At 70.9% G+C, this 17675-nt stretch carries 18 protein-coding genes; 6 read left to right on the forward strand and 12 right to left on the reverse strand.

The features are described from left to right. Position 1: 1 nt before the first annotated feature. On the forward strand, positions 2-376 hold the full coding sequence (locus AB0M54_RS09870) for a VOC family protein (protein ID WP_364316172.1): 375 nt from the start codon (positions 2-4) through the stop codon (positions 374-376). 57 nt (positions 377-433) lie between these two features. On the opposite strand, the gene AB0M54_RS09875 is transcribed toward AB0M54_RS09870, so the two are convergent. From AB0M54_RS09875 to AB0M54_RS09885, 3 genes are all read right to left on the reverse strand, one after another. Then, on the reverse strand, positions 434-1132 hold the full coding sequence (locus tag AB0M54_RS09875) for a WYL domain-containing protein (RefSeq protein ID WP_364470206.1): 699 nt from the start codon (positions 1130-1132) through the stop codon (positions 434-436). Positions 1133-1261: 129 nt separating this feature from the next. Then, the gene (locus tag AB0M54_RS09880; protein WP_364316166.1) at positions 1262-1687 is read right to left on the reverse strand and encodes a DUF350 domain-containing protein; all 426 of its coding nucleotides are present in this window, start codon (positions 1685-1687) and stop codon (positions 1262-1264) included. A 154-nt stretch (positions 1688-1841) separates the two neighbouring features. Beyond that, positions 1842-3194 carry a glutamine synthetase family protein gene (locus AB0M54_RS09885; RefSeq protein ID WP_364316164.1) on the reverse strand — a complete coding sequence of 451 codons (1353 nt, stop codon included), beginning with the start codon at positions 3192-3194 and terminating at the stop codon, positions 1842-1844. Between the two features lie 110 nt (positions 3195-3304). Here AB0M54_RS09885 and AB0M54_RS09890 point away from each other — a divergent pair, with 110 nt between their 5' ends. The 3 genes from AB0M54_RS09890 to AB0M54_RS09900 all read left to right on the forward strand — a co-directional run bounded on the left by AB0M54_RS09890 (position 3305) and on the right by AB0M54_RS09900 (position 6413). Further along, positions 3305-5032, forward strand: coding sequence for an NAD+ synthase (locus AB0M54_RS09890; protein WP_364316162.1), 1728 nt, complete (start codon positions 3305-3307; stop codon positions 5030-5032). Positions 5033-5133: 101 nt separating this feature from the next. Next, the gene (gene panB / locus AB0M54_RS09895) at positions 5134-5967 is read left to right on the forward strand and encodes a 3-methyl-2-oxobutanoate hydroxymethyltransferase (RefSeq protein ID WP_364316160.1); all 834 of its coding nucleotides are present in this window, start codon (positions 5134-5136) and stop codon (positions 5965-5967) included. 47 nt (positions 5968-6014) lie between these two features. Then, a complete protein-coding gene (locus AB0M54_RS09900) occupies positions 6015-6413 on the forward strand; it encodes a VOC family protein (RefSeq protein WP_364316158.1) in 399 nt (132 codons plus the stop codon). A 7-nt stretch (positions 6414-6420) separates the two neighbouring features. Here AB0M54_RS09900 and AB0M54_RS09905 read toward each other — a convergent pair whose 3' ends face one another. Next, entirely contained in the window at positions 6421-7830 is a 1410-nt protein-coding gene (locus tag AB0M54_RS09905; protein ID WP_364470208.1) for an RNB domain-containing ribonuclease, read from the reverse strand. A 222-nt stretch (positions 7831-8052) separates the two neighbouring features. Then, entirely contained in the window at positions 8053-8532 is a 480-nt protein-coding gene (locus AB0M54_RS09910) for a hypothetical protein (protein WP_364470210.1), read from the reverse strand. Here AB0M54_RS09910 and AB0M54_RS09915 point away from each other — a divergent pair. Continuing rightward, a complete protein-coding gene (locus tag AB0M54_RS09915) occupies positions 8495-10273 on the forward strand; it encodes a hypothetical protein (protein ID WP_364470212.1) in 1779 nt (592 codons plus the stop codon). The genes AB0M54_RS09910 and AB0M54_RS09915 overlap by 38 nt on opposite strands. A gap of 145 nt (positions 10274-10418) precedes the next feature. Here AB0M54_RS09915 and AB0M54_RS09920 read toward each other — a convergent pair whose 3' ends face one another. Continuing rightward, positions 10419-11435 carry an aspartate-semialdehyde dehydrogenase gene (locus AB0M54_RS09920; RefSeq protein WP_364470214.1) on the reverse strand — a complete coding sequence of 339 codons (1017 nt, stop codon included), beginning with the start codon at positions 11433-11435 and terminating at the stop codon, positions 10419-10421. Positions 11436-11537: 102 nt separating this feature from the next. On the opposite strand from AB0M54_RS09920, the gene AB0M54_RS09925 reads away from it, so the two are divergent. Next, on the forward strand, positions 11538-12335 hold the full coding sequence (locus AB0M54_RS09925; RefSeq protein WP_364470216.1) for a methyltransferase domain-containing protein: 798 nt from the start codon (positions 11538-11540) through the stop codon (positions 12333-12335). Positions 12336-12381: 46 nt separating this feature from the next. Here AB0M54_RS09925 and AB0M54_RS09930 read toward each other — a convergent pair whose 3' ends face one another. The 6 genes from AB0M54_RS09930 to AB0M54_RS09955 form a co-directional block, all read right to left on the reverse strand. Continuing rightward, entirely contained in the window at positions 12382-12981 is a 600-nt protein-coding gene (locus tag AB0M54_RS09930) for a M15 family metallopeptidase (RefSeq protein WP_364316144.1), read from the reverse strand. Between the two features lie 39 nt (positions 12982-13020). Continuing rightward, on the reverse strand, positions 13021-13929 hold the full coding sequence (locus tag AB0M54_RS09935) for a serine/threonine dehydratase (RefSeq protein WP_364316142.1): 909 nt from the start codon (positions 13927-13929) through the stop codon (positions 13021-13023). A 10-nt stretch (positions 13930-13939) separates the two neighbouring features. After that, positions 13940-15007 (reverse strand): glyceraldehyde 3-phosphate dehydrogenase NAD-binding domain-containing protein, encoded by a 1068-nt coding sequence (locus AB0M54_RS09940; protein ID WP_364316139.1) that lies wholly within the window; start codon positions 15005-15007, stop codon positions 13940-13942. Between the two features lie 242 nt (positions 15008-15249). Next, positions 15250-15738 carry a YbaK/EbsC family protein gene (locus AB0M54_RS09945; protein ID WP_364470218.1) on the reverse strand — a complete coding sequence of 163 codons (489 nt, stop codon included), beginning with the start codon at positions 15736-15738 and terminating at the stop codon, positions 15250-15252. Between the two features lie 131 nt (positions 15739-15869). Further along, on the reverse strand, positions 15870-16289 hold the full coding sequence (locus tag AB0M54_RS09950; protein WP_364316134.1) for a hypothetical protein: 420 nt from the start codon (positions 16287-16289) through the stop codon (positions 15870-15872). A gap of 66 nt (positions 16290-16355) precedes the next feature. Then, positions 16356-17660, reverse strand: a complete 1305-nt coding sequence (locus AB0M54_RS09955; RefSeq protein WP_364470220.1) for a hypothetical protein — start codon at positions 17658-17660, stop codon at positions 16356-16358. Positions 17661-17675: the final 15 nt, after the last annotated feature.

Here is a 17675-nt window from a genome sequence, read left to right on the forward strand (position 1 = left end):
AATGGGTATCAACGGCAACGCCTGGTTCCAGGTCGGCACGAACGACCGGGCGGCGAGCGAGCGCTTCTACGGCGACGTCTTCGGCTGGAGCTTCGGGGACGACGACTCGACCTCGCCGGACGGCAAGTCGTACCGCATGGTCACGACCGGGCCGGGCGAGCCGCCGTCGGGTGGCATCGACGGCCTGACCGGTGAGCCCGGCTACGCCGTCTTCATGCTGGTCGTGGCCGACACCGCGGCCACCCTGAGGCAGGTCGAGGAGGCCGGCGGCAAGGTCGTCGTGCCGCTGACGACCACCCCGAGCGGGCTGACCTGGGCCCACGTGCTCGACCCGGACGGCAACCGCTTCGGCTTCTTCACCCCGCCGGCCGGCTGACCACCGTCGCGTAGTTGCGTATAGGTGCGCAGAGCAGCTCTGCGCACCTATACGCAACTAGACCAGGATCAGGTGTTCGACGCGGTGGCGCGGGATGTCGAGGTCGTCCTCGCCCAGCACACGCGGGGCGGGGACCTCGGCGGTGGCGGTCACCCGGAGGATCCGGTCGGTGCGGAAGGCCCGGACGCCGTCGCGGAGGCGGCACCAGCCCATCAGGTACCAGTGGTCGGCGCCGCCGACGTAGCCCAGCGGCTCGACCTCGCGCTCGGTCATGGCGCCGTCCCGGTCGCCGTAGCAGAGGCGCAGCACCCGGCCGGCCGACAGCGCGTCGGTGATCAGCCGCGGCATCGGCGCGGCCGGGGCCAGGCCGTCGATCAGGTGGACCCGGGCGGCCAGGGCCTGAGCGGCCGACGCGTCGTCGGTCTGCATGGCCGCGACCAGCTTGCGCAGCGCCGTGCCGGCGTCGCCGTCGAACGGCGTGCCCCGCAGCCGGTGGAGCGCGAGGGCCATCGCCACCGCCTCGGCCGGCGTCAGGTTGACCGGCGGCAGCGTGGCCGCCTTGTCGAGGCAGTAGCCACCGGTGCGGCCGGGCTCGGCGTAGATCGCCGAGCCGGTCTGTTGCAGCGCGCTGATGTCGCGCTCGATCGTGCGGACGCTGACCTCGAAGCGCGCGGCCAGCCAGCGGGCGCTGCGCGGCCGCGGCGCGACCGCGCGCAGCTCCTCGACGATCCCGCACAGCCGATCGGTTCGGTTCATGCCCGGACCCTACGGCCGAGGTACGACAAGAAAGTGGTAGGCCGGAGCGGCATCCGCCGGGCGGATGCCGCTCCTGGCTACCACTGGCTTCGAGCGCTCAGGCGATGCGCTACCACTGGCTGGGAGCGTTCAGGCGATGCAGGCGGCGACGATCAGGGCCGCGCCGAAGTGGGAGGCCGCGCTGACCGTGGCGCCCGGGTGCCGCTCCGGCGTGCAGATCACGTCGCCCAGCTTGCCCGGGGTCAGCCAGTCGAGGACCAGGAACCCGAAGCCCATGATCGCGATGCCGATGATGCCGAAGATCAGCGTCGACGCGACACCCTGGCCGAAGCTGTCGTAGCTGGTGAAGACCGCGGTGAACACGATGACCGCGATGCCGAGCTGGTTGGCCGCGAGCAGCAGGGCGGCGTTCGGGTTCTTGTCCCGCCAGATCAGGTCTCGAAGTTTGCCCGGCGTGAGCAGGTCGACCATGACGAAACCGACCGCCATGAGGCCGACCCCGATGAGTCCGAAGACGACACTGCGCCCGGCGCCGTTGAGCAGATCTTCCAGCACGACTTTCCCCCTCGCGTTTCCGATTCGACAGGCAACCTACCGGACCTGCGCGAACAGGTGATCCACCAAGGGCCGAAAACAGCCAAGTTTCAGATTCACCTCGCGAGGTGACGCCTCGCGAGGTGACGCCTCGCGAACGAATCTGGAACCAGGCTTACAGCGCGCCGAGGTACCGAGCCCGCTCGTACGGCGTGACCTCGCGGCGGAACTGCTCCCATTCGGCCCGTTTGTTCCGCAGGAAGAAGTCGAAGACGTGCTCGCCGAGGATCTCGGCGACCAGTTCCGACTTCTCCATCACGTCGATCGCCTCGGACAGGTTCTCGGGCAGCGCGTCGTAGCCCATCGCCTTGCGCTCGGCCGGCGACAGCGACCAGACGTCGTCCTCGGCGCCGGGCGGAAGCTCGTACCCCTCTTCGATGCCCTTGAGGCCGGCGCCCAGCAGCACCGCGAAGGCCAGGTAGGGGTTGGTCGCCGAGTCGAGCGAGCGGACCTCGACCCGGGCCGAGTTGGCCTTGCCGAAGGCCGGCACGCGGACCAGGGCCGACCGGTTGAGGTGGCCCCAGCTGACGAAGGCCGGCGACTCGGTGATCCGGTCGGGCAGTTGCAGCGGGAACAGCCGCTTGTACGAGTTGACCCACTGGTTGGTGACCGCGGTGTATTCCCGCGCGTGGACCAGCAGGCCGGCGATGAACGCCCGCGCCGTCTTGGACAGCTTCTGCGGGTCGTCGCCGTCATGGAACGCGTTGCGCTCGCCTTCGAACAGCGACACGTGCGTGTGCATGCCGCTGCCGGGCTGGTCGGTGTACGGCTTCGGCATGAAGGTGGCCCGTACGCCCTGCGACAGCGCCACCTCCTTGACCACGTGCCGGAAGGTCATGATGTTGTCGGCGGTGGTGAGCGCGTCCGCGTACCGCAGGTCGATCTCCTGCTGGCCGGGCGCGACCTCGTGGTGGCTGAACTCGACCGAGATGCCGATCCGTTCGAGCGCGAGCACGGCCTGGCGGCGGAAGTCGCGGGCCACCGAGTGGGTGGTGTGGTCGAAGTAGCCCCCGGTGTCCACCGGCACCGGCACGCTGCCGTCGACCGGACCGTCTTCGACCAGGAAGAACTCGACCTCGGGGTGGGTGTAGAAGGTGAAGCCCTTCTCGGCCGCCCGGGCCAGCGCCCGGCGCAGCACGTGGCGCGGGTCGGCCCAGGCCGCGTTGCCGTCGGGCAGCAGGATGTCGCAGAACATCCGGGCGCTCTCGCCGTTGGCGCCGCCCTCGAACGGGAAGACCTGGAACGTGGTCGGGTCGGGCATGGCGACCATGTCCGACTCGTACACCCGGGCGAAGCCCTCGATGGCCGAGCCGTCGATGCCCATGCCCTCCTCGAAGGCCGACTCCAGCTCGGCGGGGGCCACCGACACGCTTTTCAGGGTGCCCAGCACGTCGGTGAACCAAAGCCGGACAAAACGGATGTCGCGCTCCTCGAGCGTACGAAGCACGAACTCCTGCTGTCGGTCCACGTCCACCCCTTTGTGTCTTGCAGCGGCCGTCAGTCTGGCCGGGCCCCGTTTCATGGAGATTACGCTGACCACCAGGTGGTCCGAGGCATTGGGTGGGGAAGAATGAATGCATGCCTACCCTCCGGATCGCCCTGGCCCAGGTGAATTCCACCGTCGGTGACCTGCCCGGCAACGCCGCGTCAGTACGCCGGTGGTCCCGGGCCGCCGCGGACGCCGGCGCCCAGCTGGTCGCCTTCCCGGAGATGATGCTGACCGGCTACCCGATCGAAGACCTGGTGTTCCGCGACTCGGTGGTCAGCGCGTCCCAGCGCGGCCTGGTCCAGCTCGCGGCCGACCTCGCCACCGACGGGCTCGGCGACCTGGCCGTGCTGGTCGGCTTCGTGGACGACGACGGCAAGGGCCGCCGGGACGCGGCCGCGCTGCTGATCGGCGGGGTGGTCACCGCCACCTACTACAAGCACCACCTGCCCAACTACGGCGTCTTCGACGAGGACCGCTACTTCGAGCCCGGCGACACGCTGACCGTGGTGCGCTTCGGCGGCGTGGACGTCGGGCTCAGCGTCTGTGAGGACCTGTGGCAGGCCGGGGGCCCGTTCGCCGCGGCCCGGCGGGCCGGCGTCGGCCTGGTGGTCAACATCAACGCCTCCCCGTACGAGCTGAACAAGGACGACGTCCGCCTGCCGCTGGTCCGCCGCCGCGCCGCCGAGGCCAACGCCACCGTGGCCTACGTGAACCTGATCGGCGGCCAGGACGAGCTGGTCTTCGACGGCGACTCGATGATCGTCACGGCCGGCGGCGAGCTGCTGACCCGCGCCGGGCAGTTCACCGAGGAGCTCCTGATCCACGACCTCGGGCTCCCGGTCGGCGCGGATGACCCGGGTGAGCAGCCGGCCACCGACGACGGCATGGCGGTGCACCGGGTCGACGTACCCATCGAACCTCGCCCGTTGAACGACGGCCCGGCGGTCGGCGGCGTCGCGGAACGGGTCACCGACGAGGCCGAGATCTGGTCCGCGCTCACCATGGGCCTGCACGACTACGTCGAGAAGAACGGCTTCCGCTCGGTCGTGTTCGGCCTCTCCGGCGGCATCGACTCGGCCGTGGTCGCGGCGATCGCGGTGGACGCGCTCGGCGCCGACCGGGTGACCGCCGTCTCGATGCCGAGCGGGCACTCCTCCGGCCACTCCAAGGACGACGCCGCCGACCTGGCCAAGCGCACCGGCCTCGACTACCGCATCGAGCCGATCCAGCCGATGGTCGACGCGTTCCTGGCCAACATGTCGCTCTCCGGCCTGGCCGTGGAGAACCTCCAGGCCCGGGTCCGCGGGGTCATCCTGATGGCGCTGTCGAACCAGGAGGGCCACCTCGTCCTCACCACCGGCAACAAGAGTGAGCTGGCGGTCGGCTACTCCACGCTGTACGGCGACTCGGTCGGCGGCTTCAACCCGCTCAAGGACGTGCCCAAGACCATGGTCTGGAAGCTGGCCCGGTGGCGCAACGCGGACGCCGCCCGGCGCGGCGCGGAGCCGCCGATCCCGGAGAGCTCGATCACCAAGGCGCCCAGCGCCGAGCTGCGGCCCGGACAGGTGGACACCGACTCGCTGCCCGACTACTCGGTGCTCGACCCGATCCTGCTCGCCTACATCGACGGTGACCAGGGCCGCGACCAGCTCATCGAGGCCGGCCACGACCCCGCGATCGTCGACCGCACGCTGCGCATGGTCGACCTGGCCGAGTACAAGCGCCGTCAGTCCGCCCCCGGCACCAAGATCTCGATCAAGGCGTTCGGCCGCGACCGCCGCCTGCCCATTACGAACCGGTTTCGCGAGGGTGTGTGAGAGATTGCACTGACCCCTGACCGCAGGACGGGGTCCGGTGCGACGATCGAATCCGGTACCCGGGGACCGCACGAGCGCGGCCTCGAGGGAAGGAGAGTCCGATGTCTGACGTGCCCACCCTGTACGGCGGCCCGCCCACCCGTCGCGTCCGCACCCGCGACCTGATCAACGCGAAGACCCGCGGCGACCGGTGGCCGATGCTCACGTCCTACGACCAGTACACCGCCTCGATCTTCGACCAGGCCGGCATCCCGGTCCTGCTGGTCGGCGACTCGGCCGCCAACAACGTCTTCGGCTACGAGACGACGGTCCCGGTGACCGTCGAAGACCTCCTTCCGCTGGTACGCGCGGTGGTCCGCGCCACCAGCACCGCCCTGGTCGTCGGCGACCTGCCCTTCGGCTCGTACGAGGAAGGCCCGACCCAGGCGCTGCGCACTGCCGTCCGCTTCATGAAGGAGGGCGGCTGTCACGCGGTCAAGCTCGAGGGCGGCCGCCGGATGGCCCGCCAGATCGAGGCGATCACCACGGCCGGCATCCCGGTGATGGCCCACATCGGCTTCACGCCCCAGAGCGAGCACCAGATCGGCGGCTACCGCGTCCAGGGCCGCGAGCGGGACGGCGCCGACGTGCTGGCCGACGCGCACGCGGTGGCCGAGGCCGGAGCGTTCGCCGTGGTGCTCGAGATGGTGCCGGGCGAGGTCGCCAAGACGGTCACCAAAGAACTCGAGATTCCGACGATCGGCATCGGCGCCGGCCCCGACACCGACGCGCAGGTTCTGGTCTGGCAGGACATGGCGGGTCTGCGTACGGGCAAGGCCCCGCGCTTCGTGAAGCGTTACGCCGACCTCGCCGGCGTCCTCGGCGACGCCACCAGGGCCTTCGCCGACGAGGTCCGCGGCGGCGAGTTCCCGGCGGCCGAACACACCTTCGAGTAGCCTCCGCGCTGACTCGCGGCAAGATCACGAGTGGCACAATTCGGGCCATGTCCGTTCCGCCGCGAGTCAGCCTGGCCACCCTGGGCGTCACCGACGTCGCCCGGGCCACCGAGTTCTACGAGACGCTCGGCTGGCGTCTCTCCCCCGACTCGGTGCCCGCCATCGTCAGCTACCTGCAGACCGAAGGTGGCCGGTTGTCGCTGGTCAAGACCGACGACATCAGTACGCACGCCGGCATCACCCCACGCACGTCCACCGACTTCCGCGGCGTGCTGCTCACCATCAACGTCGACTCGGCCGGCGCGGTCGACGAGGCCCTGCGCGCCGCCGTGCAGGCCGGCGCGGCCCTGGTCAAGGCGGGCGAACGCTCCGATCGGGGCGGCTACCTGGGCTACTTCACCGACCCCGACGGCCACCTGTGGGCGGTCACCCACGAACCATCCTGACCGGTCGTCAGTCCCGGGTGAACTCGACCACCCGCTTGGCCGGGTCGGCGGTCGTCAGCCGGACCCGGACCCGCTCGCCCAGCGGCAGCTCTCCCGCGCACCGCGCGACCACCGCCGGGTCGTCGATGGCCACCGTGCCGCCCGGCCCGCGCTTGGGCCGATCGTCGACATCGAGCACACCCGCCTCGAACGTCTCACCGACCCGCCCGCTCAACAGCACCGCCTCGGCCAGCGCGATCGCCCCGCGCCCCGCGGCCGACGCCACCCGGTCGGTGTCCGCCATCACCTTCGGCAACTTGGGAAGCGCCTCCCGCACCCACCCCGGAACCTCCCGCCCGTCGTGCAGGGCCAGGCAGGCCTCCGTCGCGTACCGGTCGGCCAGCCGCCGCAACGGCGCCGTCACATGCGCGTACGGCGCACCGACCCCGCCGTGATCGGTCAGCTCGGGCGGCGTCCCGTCGAACGCCGTATACGCCGCCCCGCGCAACAACTCGGCCGCCTGATCGAGGAACGCCGCGCCACGAGGCTCACCCGGGTCGACGGTCGCCACCACCGCGCCCACATCCGCGCCGTCCGGCCAGGCCACCCCCAGCGACCGCGCCGCCGCCCGCAACCGCTCCACCGCATCGGCCCGCGGCGCCGGCATGGTCCGCAGCAACCCGACCCCGCCGCCGAGCATCAGATCGGCGGCCGCCATGCCGGTGAGCAGCGAGATCTGCGCGTTGTGCTCCTCCACCGCCAGCGGCGCCCGGAGCACCAGCCGCCACCCGTCCCCCTCGGGCTCGACCTCCTGCTCCGGGAGCGGCAGGTTCACCGCCCCCCGCGCGGCGGCCCTCTTCGCCAGCAGGCCGCCCAGTTCCGGCAGCAACGCGTACGACTCACCGGCCGTACCCTTGTCGACCTCGGCCTGGACCCCCACATAGTCGAGCTTGGCCCGGCTCCGAACCCTCGCCCGCCGCAGCCCCACCCGCGTGATCGCCCCGTCGGCGTCCACCTCGATGTCCCACACGACGGCCGCGCGCACCACATCGGGCAGCAGGCTGACCGAGTTCTCACTGAGCACCGGCGGATGCAGCGGCACCTTGCCGTCCGGCAGATAGACGGTCTGCCCCCGCACCCAGGACTCGGCCTCGAGCGGACCACCCGGCCGCACGTAGGACGCGACGTCAGCAATGGCGTAACGCACCCGGTAGCCGCGCCCGTTGCGCTCCAGGCACATCGCCTGATCGAGGTCGCGCGAGGTGGCCGGGTCGATCGTCACGAACGGCACCGCGGTCAGATCGACACCCTCGGGCTCCTGGCGCGCGGCGCTCTCGGCCTCGTGAAGAGCCGCCTCAGGGAACGCCTCGGGCAGCTTCAACTCCCGCCGCAGCACAGAGAAGTCGATCTGCGGCGCAACCACCCGTTTCGTCGGCACGGGTCCTTCCTACCAGGCCGAGTGCCGACGCGCCCGCCGCGACCAGCCTCACAACACCGCACAACGTTCCGCCTGTGGACAACCGCCTCCCGCCCCTCCGCCCGCGCTACGTTCTTCGCCCACCCAGTGCCGGGGTGGGGGTGGCGGCGGGCACGCGCAAAGTACGCAAAAAGGACAGGGCCACGCCGAAAGAGGCGCAGCCCTGTCCAGAGGTGCTGAGTGTCAGGCCGTGCGGGCGGGGACGCGGGTGCGGCCCATGCGCGCGTTGCCGGCCGAGGCCGTCCGCGAAGCGGCGGCCGACTTCGGCGCCTTGACCCGGGACGCGTTGGTCGCCGAGGTCTTGACCGTGTTGGCGGTCCGGGCGTTACCGGACTTGGCGGCGGTCGAGCTGCGGGCGGCGTTGCCGGACGAGGCCTTCTTGGCCGCGGCCGACTTGGTGGCGGTGGCCTTGCGGGCGGTGCCGGCGGTGGCCTTCTTGGAGGCGGTCGCTGTCTTCGCCGCGGTCGCCTTGCTGGTCGGCGCCTTGTTGGCCGGGGCCTTCTTGGCGGCGGTGGCCTTGGTCGCGGTCTTCTTCGCGGCCGCCGGCCGGGCGGTGGTCGACTTGGCGGCCGTCTTCTTCGCGGCCGTCGCCTTGGTCGCCGTCTTCTTGGCGGTAGCTGGCGCGGTGCTGGTCGCCTTCTTGGCCGGCGCCTTCTTGGCCACGGCCTTCTTAGCCGCGGTCTTCTTGGCCGCCGTCGTCGAGCGCGCCGTGGTCGACTTAGCCGCCGCGGTCGAACGCGAAGTGGTCGACTTAGCCGCTGCCGTGGAACGCGCCGTGGTCGACTTGGCCGCCGCCGGGCGGGTGCTCGTCGCCTTGTTCGCCGGCGCCTTCTTGGCCGCGGCCTTCTTCGCCGCGGTGGCCTTGGCCGCGGTCTTCTTCACCGCGGCCGGACGGGCCGCGGCCGACTTCGTTGCTGTCTTCTTCGCCGCGGCCGGACGCGATGCAGCCGACTTCGTCGCAGCCGGGCGGGAGGTGGCTGACTTCGTTGCCGCCTTCTTCGCCGGGGCCGGGCTTGCGGTGGACGACTTGGCCGCCGTCTTACTGGCGGTCGTGGCCTTGGCGGTCGCGGCTTTGGCGGTCGTGGTCTTGGCGGTCGTGGTCTTCTTGGCGGCCGTGCTGGTGGCGGCGGACGTGCGCTTGGCGGCGGGCTTCGCCGTCGTGGCCCGGACCGTCGTCGCCCTCGAACCCCTCGACGCCGCGCTTACCCGCTTGACGGTGGGCTCGTCCGTGGCCGGTGACTGGACCGCCGCCGCCGGGGTGGCCGACGACGCGGCGTTGACCCGCTTGGCCGAGCTGCGCGGGGTCGTCGCCTTGCGAGTCGCGCCGGCGGCGGCCGAACGCGGCGTCGTGGGACGGCTTGCCGCCGCCTTCCGCGCGGTTCCGGTCGCGGACGGCTTCGCGGCCGCCTTCCGAGCGGTCGTCGCCTTGCCCGCCGTGGTCCGGCCCGCCGTCGTCTCGGCCGCCGTGGTCTTGGCCGCGGCGGTCTTGGCGATCGCGGTCTTGGTCGCCTTCGCAACAGCCGTCTTCGTCGCGGCGGCCTTCTGCGCGGGGGTCTTGGTCGCGGCCGTCTTGGAAGCAGCGGTCTTAGAAGCAGCAGCCTTGGAGGCAGCCGTCTTAGGAGCAGCAGCCTTGGACGCAGCCGACTTAGAGGCAGTCGCCTTGGAGGCAGCCGTCTTAGTAGCGGCGGTGCGAGTAGCGGCCGTCTTCGACGCGGCCGACCGAGCGGAAGAACCCGCCGAAGTGCGCGTGGCAGCAGGCTCAGCACCCGACGCCCGCTTGGCAACCGGCTTAGCAGCAGCACCAGCCTTCTTAGCCGCCGTCGCCTTAGCAGCAGCCTTCTTAGCCGTGGCGCCAGCCGCAGCGGCAGCCGACTTAGCAGCCGTAGCAGCCTTCTTAACCGCCCCCGCCTTCGAAGCGCCCGGCCGAGAAGCCGCGGCCCCAGAAGCGGCAGCCCCAGAAGCGGCGCCCCCGGAAGCGGCGGACCGCGAAGCGGCGGGACGAGCAGCCGAAGACCGGCCTGCGGTGGACCGGGCTGCGGTGGTGCGGGATGCGGCGGTGCTCGCGGCGCCGGCCGTTCGGGTCGTCGCCTTCTTGGCAGCGGCCATGGGGATGTTCCTCCTAGCGAATGACTGCGGGATCGTCTCCGCATGGAGACTGCGAGAATCCGGCTTGGACACAGGAAGTCGGCGCCGGTTTAGCCTTTCTCCCCTGTCCAGCGAGCGTCCTCGGCGTCCCACGCCGCGTTGCGCTTCTCGACCGTGTCGAGTGCCCGCGTGGCGTCGTCGGCGGAGGTGTAGGGACCGAGCCGGTACTTGTTGGGACACACGTCATCCCCGGCCTCGACCCGCTTGTGTCGGAGGCACCAGAAGTACTCGCCCCCGCCAAGCCCACTGTCGTTCATGAAATCACTGTGCACCTCAAACCGACCATGCGCTACCGATTCGGGTAAAAAGTCCAGAATTTCCACATTGGAATGAGCGAAAGACCCCCCGATCAGACGACAAGACCCGCCCGGACGTGGTCCGAGCGGGTCCTGGAAGGCCGGCGGTCAGGAGACCAGCAGCTCAGCGATCTGCACGGCGTTGAGCGCGGCGCCCTTGCGCAGGTTGTCGTTGGAGAGGAAGAAGGCGAGCCCGTTCTCCACGGTCTCGTCCACCCGGATCCGTCCCACAAAGGTCGGGTCCTTCCCGGCCGCCTGGAGCGGCGTCGGAATGTCGGACAGTTCGACCCCGGGAGCGGCGGCGAGCAACGACCGGGCCCGCTCGGGCGCCAGCGGCCGGGCGAAGCGCGCGTTCACCTGGAGCGAGTGCCCGGTGAAGACCGGCACCCGGACGCACGTGCCGGACACCAGCAGCGACGGGATCCCGAGGATCTTCCGGCTCTCGTTGCGCAGCTTCTGCTCCTCGTCGGTCTCGTCGCTTCCGTCGTCGACGAGCGAGCCGGCCAGCGGCAGCACGTTGAACGCGATCGGCCGGGCGAAGTTGCGCGGCGGGGGGAACTCGACCGCCGAGCCGTCGTGGGCGAGCTCGGTGGCCCGGTCGGCGACCTTCCGCACCTGCTCGTCGAGCTCGGCCACGCCGGCCAGCCCGGCCCCGGACACCGCCTGGTAGGTGGTCGCCACCATCGCGATCAGCCCGGCCTCGTCGTGCAGCGGGCGCAGGACCGGCATCGCGGCCATGGTCGTGCAGTTCGGGTTGGCGATGATGCCCTTCGGGCGGTGGTGCGCGGCTTCGGGGTTCACCTCGGCCACGACCAGGGGTACGTCGGGGTCCATCCGCCACGCCGACGAGTTGTCCACGACCACCGCGCCGGCCTCGGCCACGCGTGGCGCGTACTCCTTGGAGCTGCCCTTGCCCGCGGAGAAGAGCACGAGGTCGAGGCCGCGGTAGTCGGCGACCGCCGCGTCCTCCACCGTCACCTCGCCGTCGGCCCAGGGCAGGGTGCGGCCCGCCGACCGGGCGGAGGCGAAGAGACGAAGCTGGTCCACGGGAAACCGGCGCTCGGCCAGGATGCGGCGCATGACGCCGCCGACCTGTCCCGTCGCGCCCACAATGCCGATCCTCATGGGCACCAAAGGTACGGCCTGACCTCGCCCCGGGAAGAAAGCGATACCATATCGCGGGATTCTTGTCCCACATTCGAGGACGACGGGGCTAGCGTCGGTGGCATGACGACGTACACGCACGGCCACCACGAGTCGGTTCTGCGGTCGCATCGCTGGCGTACCGCAGAGAATTCGGCGGCGTACCTCCTGCCCCGGCTGACTTCCGGAGTCTCGCTGCTCGACATCGGCGCCGGCCCGGGAACGATCACCGCCGACCTCGCCCGGCGCGTCGCACCCGGCCGGGTGACGGCCCTGGAGATCTCCGCCGACGCCCTCGCGATCACCCGCGCCGAGATCGAGAAGCAGGGCCTGACGACCGTCGACCTGACGGTCGGCGACGTGCACGCGCTCGACTTCCCGGACGACAGCTTCGACGTCGTGCACGCGCACCAGGTGCTGCAGCACGTCGCCGACCCGGTGGCCGCGCTGCGCGAGATGCGCCGGGTGGTGCGCCCGGGCGGTCTGGTGGCGGTACGCGACAGCGACTACGCCGCGTTCACCTGGTTCCCCGAGTCACCGGGCCTGGACGAGTGGCTGGCGCTCTACCGGAGCGTGGCGACAACCAACGGCGGCGAACCGGACGCCGGGCGCAAGCTGCTCAGCTGGGCGCATGCCGCCGGCTTCACCGACGTGACAGCGACGTCCAGCACGTGGTGCTTCGCCACGCCGGAGGACCGCGCGTGGTGGGGCGGGATGTGGGCCGAGCGCATCACCAACTCCGACATCGCCCGCAAGGCGGTCTCGACCGGCGCGGCCACCGAGGCAAGTCTTCAAGAGATCGCCGCGGCCTGGACGGCGTGGGCGGAGAACCCCGACGGATGGCTCTCGATCCTGCACGGCGAGCTGCTCGCGACCGGGTGATGCCTATAGGTGCGCAGAGCAGCTCTGCGCACCTATAGGCAACACCTCAGCCGTTGGGCTTGTAGGCCCAATGCCACGACTCGCGGGGCGTGTTCTCGTCGAAGCCGTACTCGTTGCCGTGCTTGCGCATCCAGGACAGCGCCTTGGCGTTCAGGTCGAGGTCGGCCGCCATTCCCCAGCCGTGCTCGCTGGTGCCCGGCTTGGCGGCCAGTCCGCCCTGCGAGTAGAGCCCCTTGCGCTTGGCCACGTCGACCTGCTCGGAGTACGAGCGGTAGGAGTCGGTGATGCCGATGGTCACGCCGTCCTTCTTGGCGGCGGCGATCATCGTGTTCAGCGACTCGGCGGCGGGTGCCCACATCTTGTGACCGGTGTTGCCGACCTGGCCCAGCGCGTTCGGCGGGATCTTGCCGTTGCCGTACTTGACCAGATCGTCCGGGATGCCCTTGCCGTTCAGCTTGTAGCTCTTCTTGGCCGCGCCGGTGTCCTGGGTCGCCACCGCGTCATTCAGGTAGGACGCGAACTCCGAGCCGGATGTGGCCTTGGTGGCGGAGGTGGATTTCGTGGCCGTCGCCGCCTGCTGGGTCTGCATGGCGATGATGCGGCTCTGGATGTCGGCGATCCGGCCGGTCACTCCCTCGATTCCCACGCTCTCAATGTTCGGCGCAACCGGGCCGCGCCTGAGCCGCTACGCGAGATCACCCGGGTCGGTGTTGGCGCCGCACAGCAGCACCATCACCCGCTCGTCCCGGGCCGGGCTGTACACCCCACTGGTCAGCGCCGCATAGGCCGCGGCCGTGCCGTTCTCCACCACGATCCGGTAGTCGTCCCACAGCCGCCGGCGGGCCTCCACGATCGCCCGGTCGTCCACCAGCAGCGAGGTCATTCCGGTCAAGATCGCGATTTGGTACGGGGTGAGCCCGATCCGCCGCGCGCCCAGCGAGTCGACCGCCACCCCGGACACCGGCACGTCGACCGGCTCGCCTGCGTCGAGCGCCCGCCGCAGCGTCGGGCAGTTCTCCGGTTCGACGGCCACCACCCGGGCGCCCGAGCCGGCCAGCGCCGCGGCGACCCCGGCGGCCAGCCCGCCACCACCGACCGCCACCAGCACGGTGTCGAACTCCAGCTCGTCCAGCAGTTCCAGGCCGAGCGTGCCGTTGCCGGCCACCATGGCCGGGTCGTCGTAGGCGTGGCAGAACCGGGCGCCGGTCTGCTCCGCGTGCACCACTGCGGCGGCGTACGCCTCGGCGTACTCGGCGCCGATCTGGGTCACCCGGGCGCCCAGCTTGCCGAGCTTCGCCACCTTCACCGGCGGCGCGGTCTCCGGCACGAAGACGCTGGCCGGGAGGCCGAGCTCACCGGCGGCGTACGCGGCGGCCAGCCCGGCGTTGCCACCGGAGGCGACCACGATGCCCGCGGCGGGCGTCTGCCCCGCGGCGAGGATCTGGTTGAACATGCCACGCGTCTTGAACGAGCCGGCGTGTTGCGCGTACTCCAGCTTGAAGAAGGTCTTGGGCCCGGCCTGCAGCACCGGCGTCCGCCGCACCCGGCCCTGGATCCGCTCCTCGGCCGCGCGCACATCCTCGACAGTGATCACCCGACCGACCCTAGGCGATGCTCCAGCGGGAGGCGCCGGACGTGAGGGTTGTCTCGGACCGCCGGTCGCCGACCAGGCGGGCCAGGTCGAGCAGCCGGTGGGAGAAGCCCCACTCGTTGTCGAACCAGCCGCGCACCCGGACCCCGCCCTCGGGCGTGACCTGGGTGCCGGACGGGTCGAGCAGGCACGACGCCGGATTGTTCTTCACGTCGATCGAGACGGTCGGGTCCGGGTCGTACCCCAGGATTCCCCGCAGCGGACCGGCCGCGGCCTCGGCCATCGCCCGGTTGACCTCCTCGACCGTGACCGGCTCGTCGGTCCGCCCGGCCAGCTCGGCCAGCGAGCCCACCGGGGTCGGGACGCAGTAGTAGCTGAACATCATGTCGCCGATCCCGGGCAGGATCTCGCGCACCAGGTCACCGACCACATAGTTGTGCGGCACGATGCTGTCGCCGGACGCCCGGCCCAGCCGCGGATCGTTGCGGGAGGTGCCGACCAGCCCGTCGTGCACCTTCTGCCAGCCCTGCAGGGCGAGCATCACCGAGGTGCTGACCGAGTGCAGCCCGAACCGGTCGAGCAGCACCTTGGCCATGATGGTCAGCGCGTTCACCCCGCACGAGGCCGGTGAGACCACATCGTGCTGGTCCGGGTCGTACGCCCGCTGGTTGGCCCCGACCACCAGGAAGGCGTCGGGGTTGTCGGCGGACGCGCTGATCACCACCTTGCGGGCGCCGCCGTGGGTGATGTGCCGGCGCGCCACGTCGCCGGAACGGAACCGGCCGGTCGCCTCGATCACCACGTCGACCCCGGCCTCCGCCCACCGGATGCGTTCCGGCTGCGCCTGGTTGAACACCCGGATCGACTGATCGTTCACCACCAGATTGCCGGCTCGCGCGGTCACCGTGCCCGGGAACGTCCCGCGCACGCTGTCGCGTCGCAGCCCGTAGGCGAGACGATCCGCTGCGGCCACATCGTTGATCGCCGCGATGGTCACCCCGGGGTCGGGATGCGCGGTGACGATGCGGGTGAGACAGCGCCCGATACGTCCGAAGCCATTGATGCCGATCGCAACACTCACCGAGACTCCTCACGGCCGCCCGGCCCGGATCCGTTGCATAAACCCGACGTCACCCGAACGACACTATGAGTGTGCAACTTGCACGTCAACGCATCAGGACAGAGGACGACATCACAGTCCCGACGACGATCGCGTGCCCGGGACGTTACCGCTGACCGGGGCCCTGAGCAGCGGCGATCCACCGAGGAGTGACCCCCGTTTCCCAGATGGCCGTTGTTGAGCCATCTGCGGGAGCGCTCCCGTCACTGATCTTTTTCGGGCTCTGCGATTTCTGCTTCGGGCTCCGAGATGTCGGCGAAATCACCGCCGAGGAGTGTCACGGCGTCGTCGGCCGCCACCCGGAGGCCGACACCCCGCTCGCCGGCGCCGAGATTGATGGTCCGCCCGCGAACCGTCTCGTCGGCGATCACCGGCCAGGCCGTCGTCGCGCCGAACGGGGTGATCGTGCCGCGCTCGTAGCCGGTCGCGGCCTTGGCCGTCTCGGCGTCCGGCAGCGACAGCCGCTTCACGCCGAGCAGGGCGCGCAACTTGGGCCACGAGATCGACCGGCCGCCAGGGACCAGCACGAACAGGAAGTCGTCGTCGGCACGGCGCACCACCAGCGTCTTGACCACGTCGTGGACCTCGACGTCCTGCTTGAGCGCCGCCTCGGCCACACTCCCGGCCGGCCCGTGCCGCACCACCTCGTGCGCCAGCCCCGCTTTCTCGACGGCTTCCAGCGCAGCGGACATGTCGATCACTGTAACGCCAACCCAAGGCACACACGCTCACGCCCTTTGCTCTGAGCGCGTATGGGCACCACCCCCGCTGAGCTGGGCGTCCGCGGTTGTTGTGCCCAGATCGAAGGAACGCCAGGTGTTGCCTATACGCGCTCAGAGCTGGCGTGTCGTCGCGGCGTGTCGCGGGCGCGGGCGGCCTGACGGGCGCATTCGCGGGGAGCCGGGTGGTGCCTATACGCGCTCAGAGCAAAAGGGCCGGCGCCCCACGGGCGGGGCGCCGGCCGGTGCTGTGTGGAGACCGGGATCAGCGGCTGCCGTTGTGGACGGACTGCGGGAGCGGGGTCGCGACCGGCGGGCGCTTGGCCGTTGCTTGCGGCGATGGTCTCGAGGTTCCGGACCGGGTCGCCGGCCGCGAACGGGCAGTACACGTCGCCGGCCCGGTCACGGCGCTTCAGGATCTCGCGGAGCGCTGTGACCAGGCCGGCGGCCAGCAGCGCGGGGCTGAGGAACCGGGGCGCGGCCAGCGCCAGGTCGCTGCTCGCCCCGCCCGGGTTCACGAACACCCCGCAAGAGAACCGCCGGACCCCTGGAGCGGGACCCGGCGGTCTTCTGGTAGCGGCGCTGATCGATCAGCCGTAGTAGTGGCGCTGCGGGCGCCGGCGGCGGGCGAAGCCGAAGATCACGAAGCCGACCAGGATCAGCGCCACGCCGCCACCGGCGATGACCAGCGTGTTGGCGCCGGTCAGCGCCAGCCTGCTGTCGTCCTTGGTGTCGGCCGCGGCCACCGGGGTCTCGGCCGACTGGTCGTCGCCGGACTGGTCGTCGTCGCCACCGGCCACGGCCGCGTCGGCCTTGGCCTTGTCGTCCTTCTTCTTGTCACCCGTGGCGGGCTTCACGGCGGTCGAGCCGCCGGTGAGGTTCTCGGCCGGGACGGCTTCCTCGTCGTCGTTGTTGTCGGCCGGCTTGGCCGTGTCCTTGGTCGGCTTGTCCGCGGGCTTGGCCGGCTTGGTCGGCTTGTCCGCGGGCTTCGTCGGGGGCTCGGTCACGGTGCCGGAGTCGGTCTCGGGCTGACCCGGCGTGACCGGCGGAACCTCGCCGCCGCCCTGGTTGCCGTCACCACCCTGGTCGCCGCCGCCGTTCCCGTTGTCGCCACCCTGGTCGCCACCGTTGTCGCCACCCTGGTCACCACCGTTGTCGCCGCCCTGGTCGCCGCCGTTGTCGTCGGCGTTCTCGACCTTGACGCGGATCGAGTCGAACGCGGGGGTCTGCTTGGCGTTCTCCATCATCGGGATGCGGTGCGAACCGTCGCCGGCCCAGGAGGAGCACTGGAAGCTGCCGGCCGCGGGCAGGCCGGGGACGTTGATGTCGACCACGTCGGGGGTCTTGCCGCCCTTGCGGTCCTCGGTCGCCACGAAGAAGGCGGGCGCCGGTGCGCCGTCGGGGGCCTGGTCCTCACGGTCGAGGACGCGGCAGGCGGTGTGGAAGTGGCCGCGGACGATGCCGTCCTTCAGGACCGAGCTCTCGATGTAGTAACCGCCCGCGGCGGCGCCCAGGAACCGGTCGCGGATCAGGTTGCGGGTGCTCACCTTGAGGGTGAACGGCTCGCCGACCTTCACCGTCTTCGGCGCCGACGTGATCAGCAGGGTCGCGGAGTTGGCCGCCACCGGCACCTCACCGAACTCGGTGGAGACGCAGCGGTCACCCTTCTGGAAGCCGTCGTGGCCCTCGAGCCGGCTCGTGTCGCACGTGTTGGTCAGCACGTCCAGGCCGTTGATCTGGATGTTCTTGACCTGTGCGGCTTCGTCGTCGGCGAAGGAGAGCTGCGAGACCCCGGCGATGGCGCCGAAGACGACGAGCGCGCCGGCCGCGCCGATCAGACGGCGGCGGCGGACGGACGGATCGGGTGCGGCGCGGCGGGTGGCGGACCTACGCATAACTGCTACCTCTGG

This window comes from Actinoplanes sp. NPDC051470 (genome assembly GCF_040682035.1).
Taxonomy (GTDB): Bacteria; Actinomycetota; Actinomycetes; order Mycobacteriales; family Micromonosporaceae; genus Actinoplanes.

What these genes read in the sequence shown, in the direction of transcription:
- AB0M54_RS09870 (WP_364316172.1), top strand. Translation starts at nt 2, where the DNA reads ATGGGTATCAACGGCAACGCCTGGTTCCAGGTCGGCACGAACGACCGG.
- AB0M54_RS09875 (WP_364470206.1), bottom strand. Translation starts at nt 1,132, where the DNA reads ATGAACCGAACCGATCGGCTGTGCGGGATCGTCGAGGAGCTGCGCGCG.
- AB0M54_RS09890 (WP_364316162.1), top strand. Translation starts at nt 3,305, where the DNA reads ATGCCTACCCTCCGGATCGCCCTGGCCCAGGTGAATTCCACCGTCGGT.
- panB (WP_364316160.1), top strand. Translation starts at nt 5,134, where the DNA reads ATGTCTGACGTGCCCACCCTGTACGGCGGCCCGCCCACCCGTCGCGTC.
- AB0M54_RS09900 (WP_364316158.1), top strand. Translation starts at nt 6,015, where the DNA reads ATGTCCGTTCCGCCGCGAGTCAGCCTGGCCACCCTGGGCGTCACCGAC.
- AB0M54_RS09920 (WP_364470214.1), bottom strand. Translation starts at nt 11,435, where the DNA reads ATGAGGATCGGCATTGTGGGCGCGACGGGACAGGTCGGCGGCGTCATG.
- AB0M54_RS09925 (WP_364470216.1), top strand. Translation starts at nt 11,538, where the DNA reads ATGACGACGTACACGCACGGCCACCACGAGTCGGTTCTGCGGTCGCAT.
- AB0M54_RS09945 (WP_364470218.1), bottom strand. Translation starts at nt 15,738, where the DNA reads ATGTCCGCTGCGCTGGAAGCCGTCGAGAAAGCGGGGCTGGCGCACGAG.
- AB0M54_RS09955 (WP_364470220.1), bottom strand. Translation starts at nt 17,660, where the DNA reads ATGCGTAGGTCCGCCACCCGCCGCGCCGCACCCGATCCGTCCGTCCGC.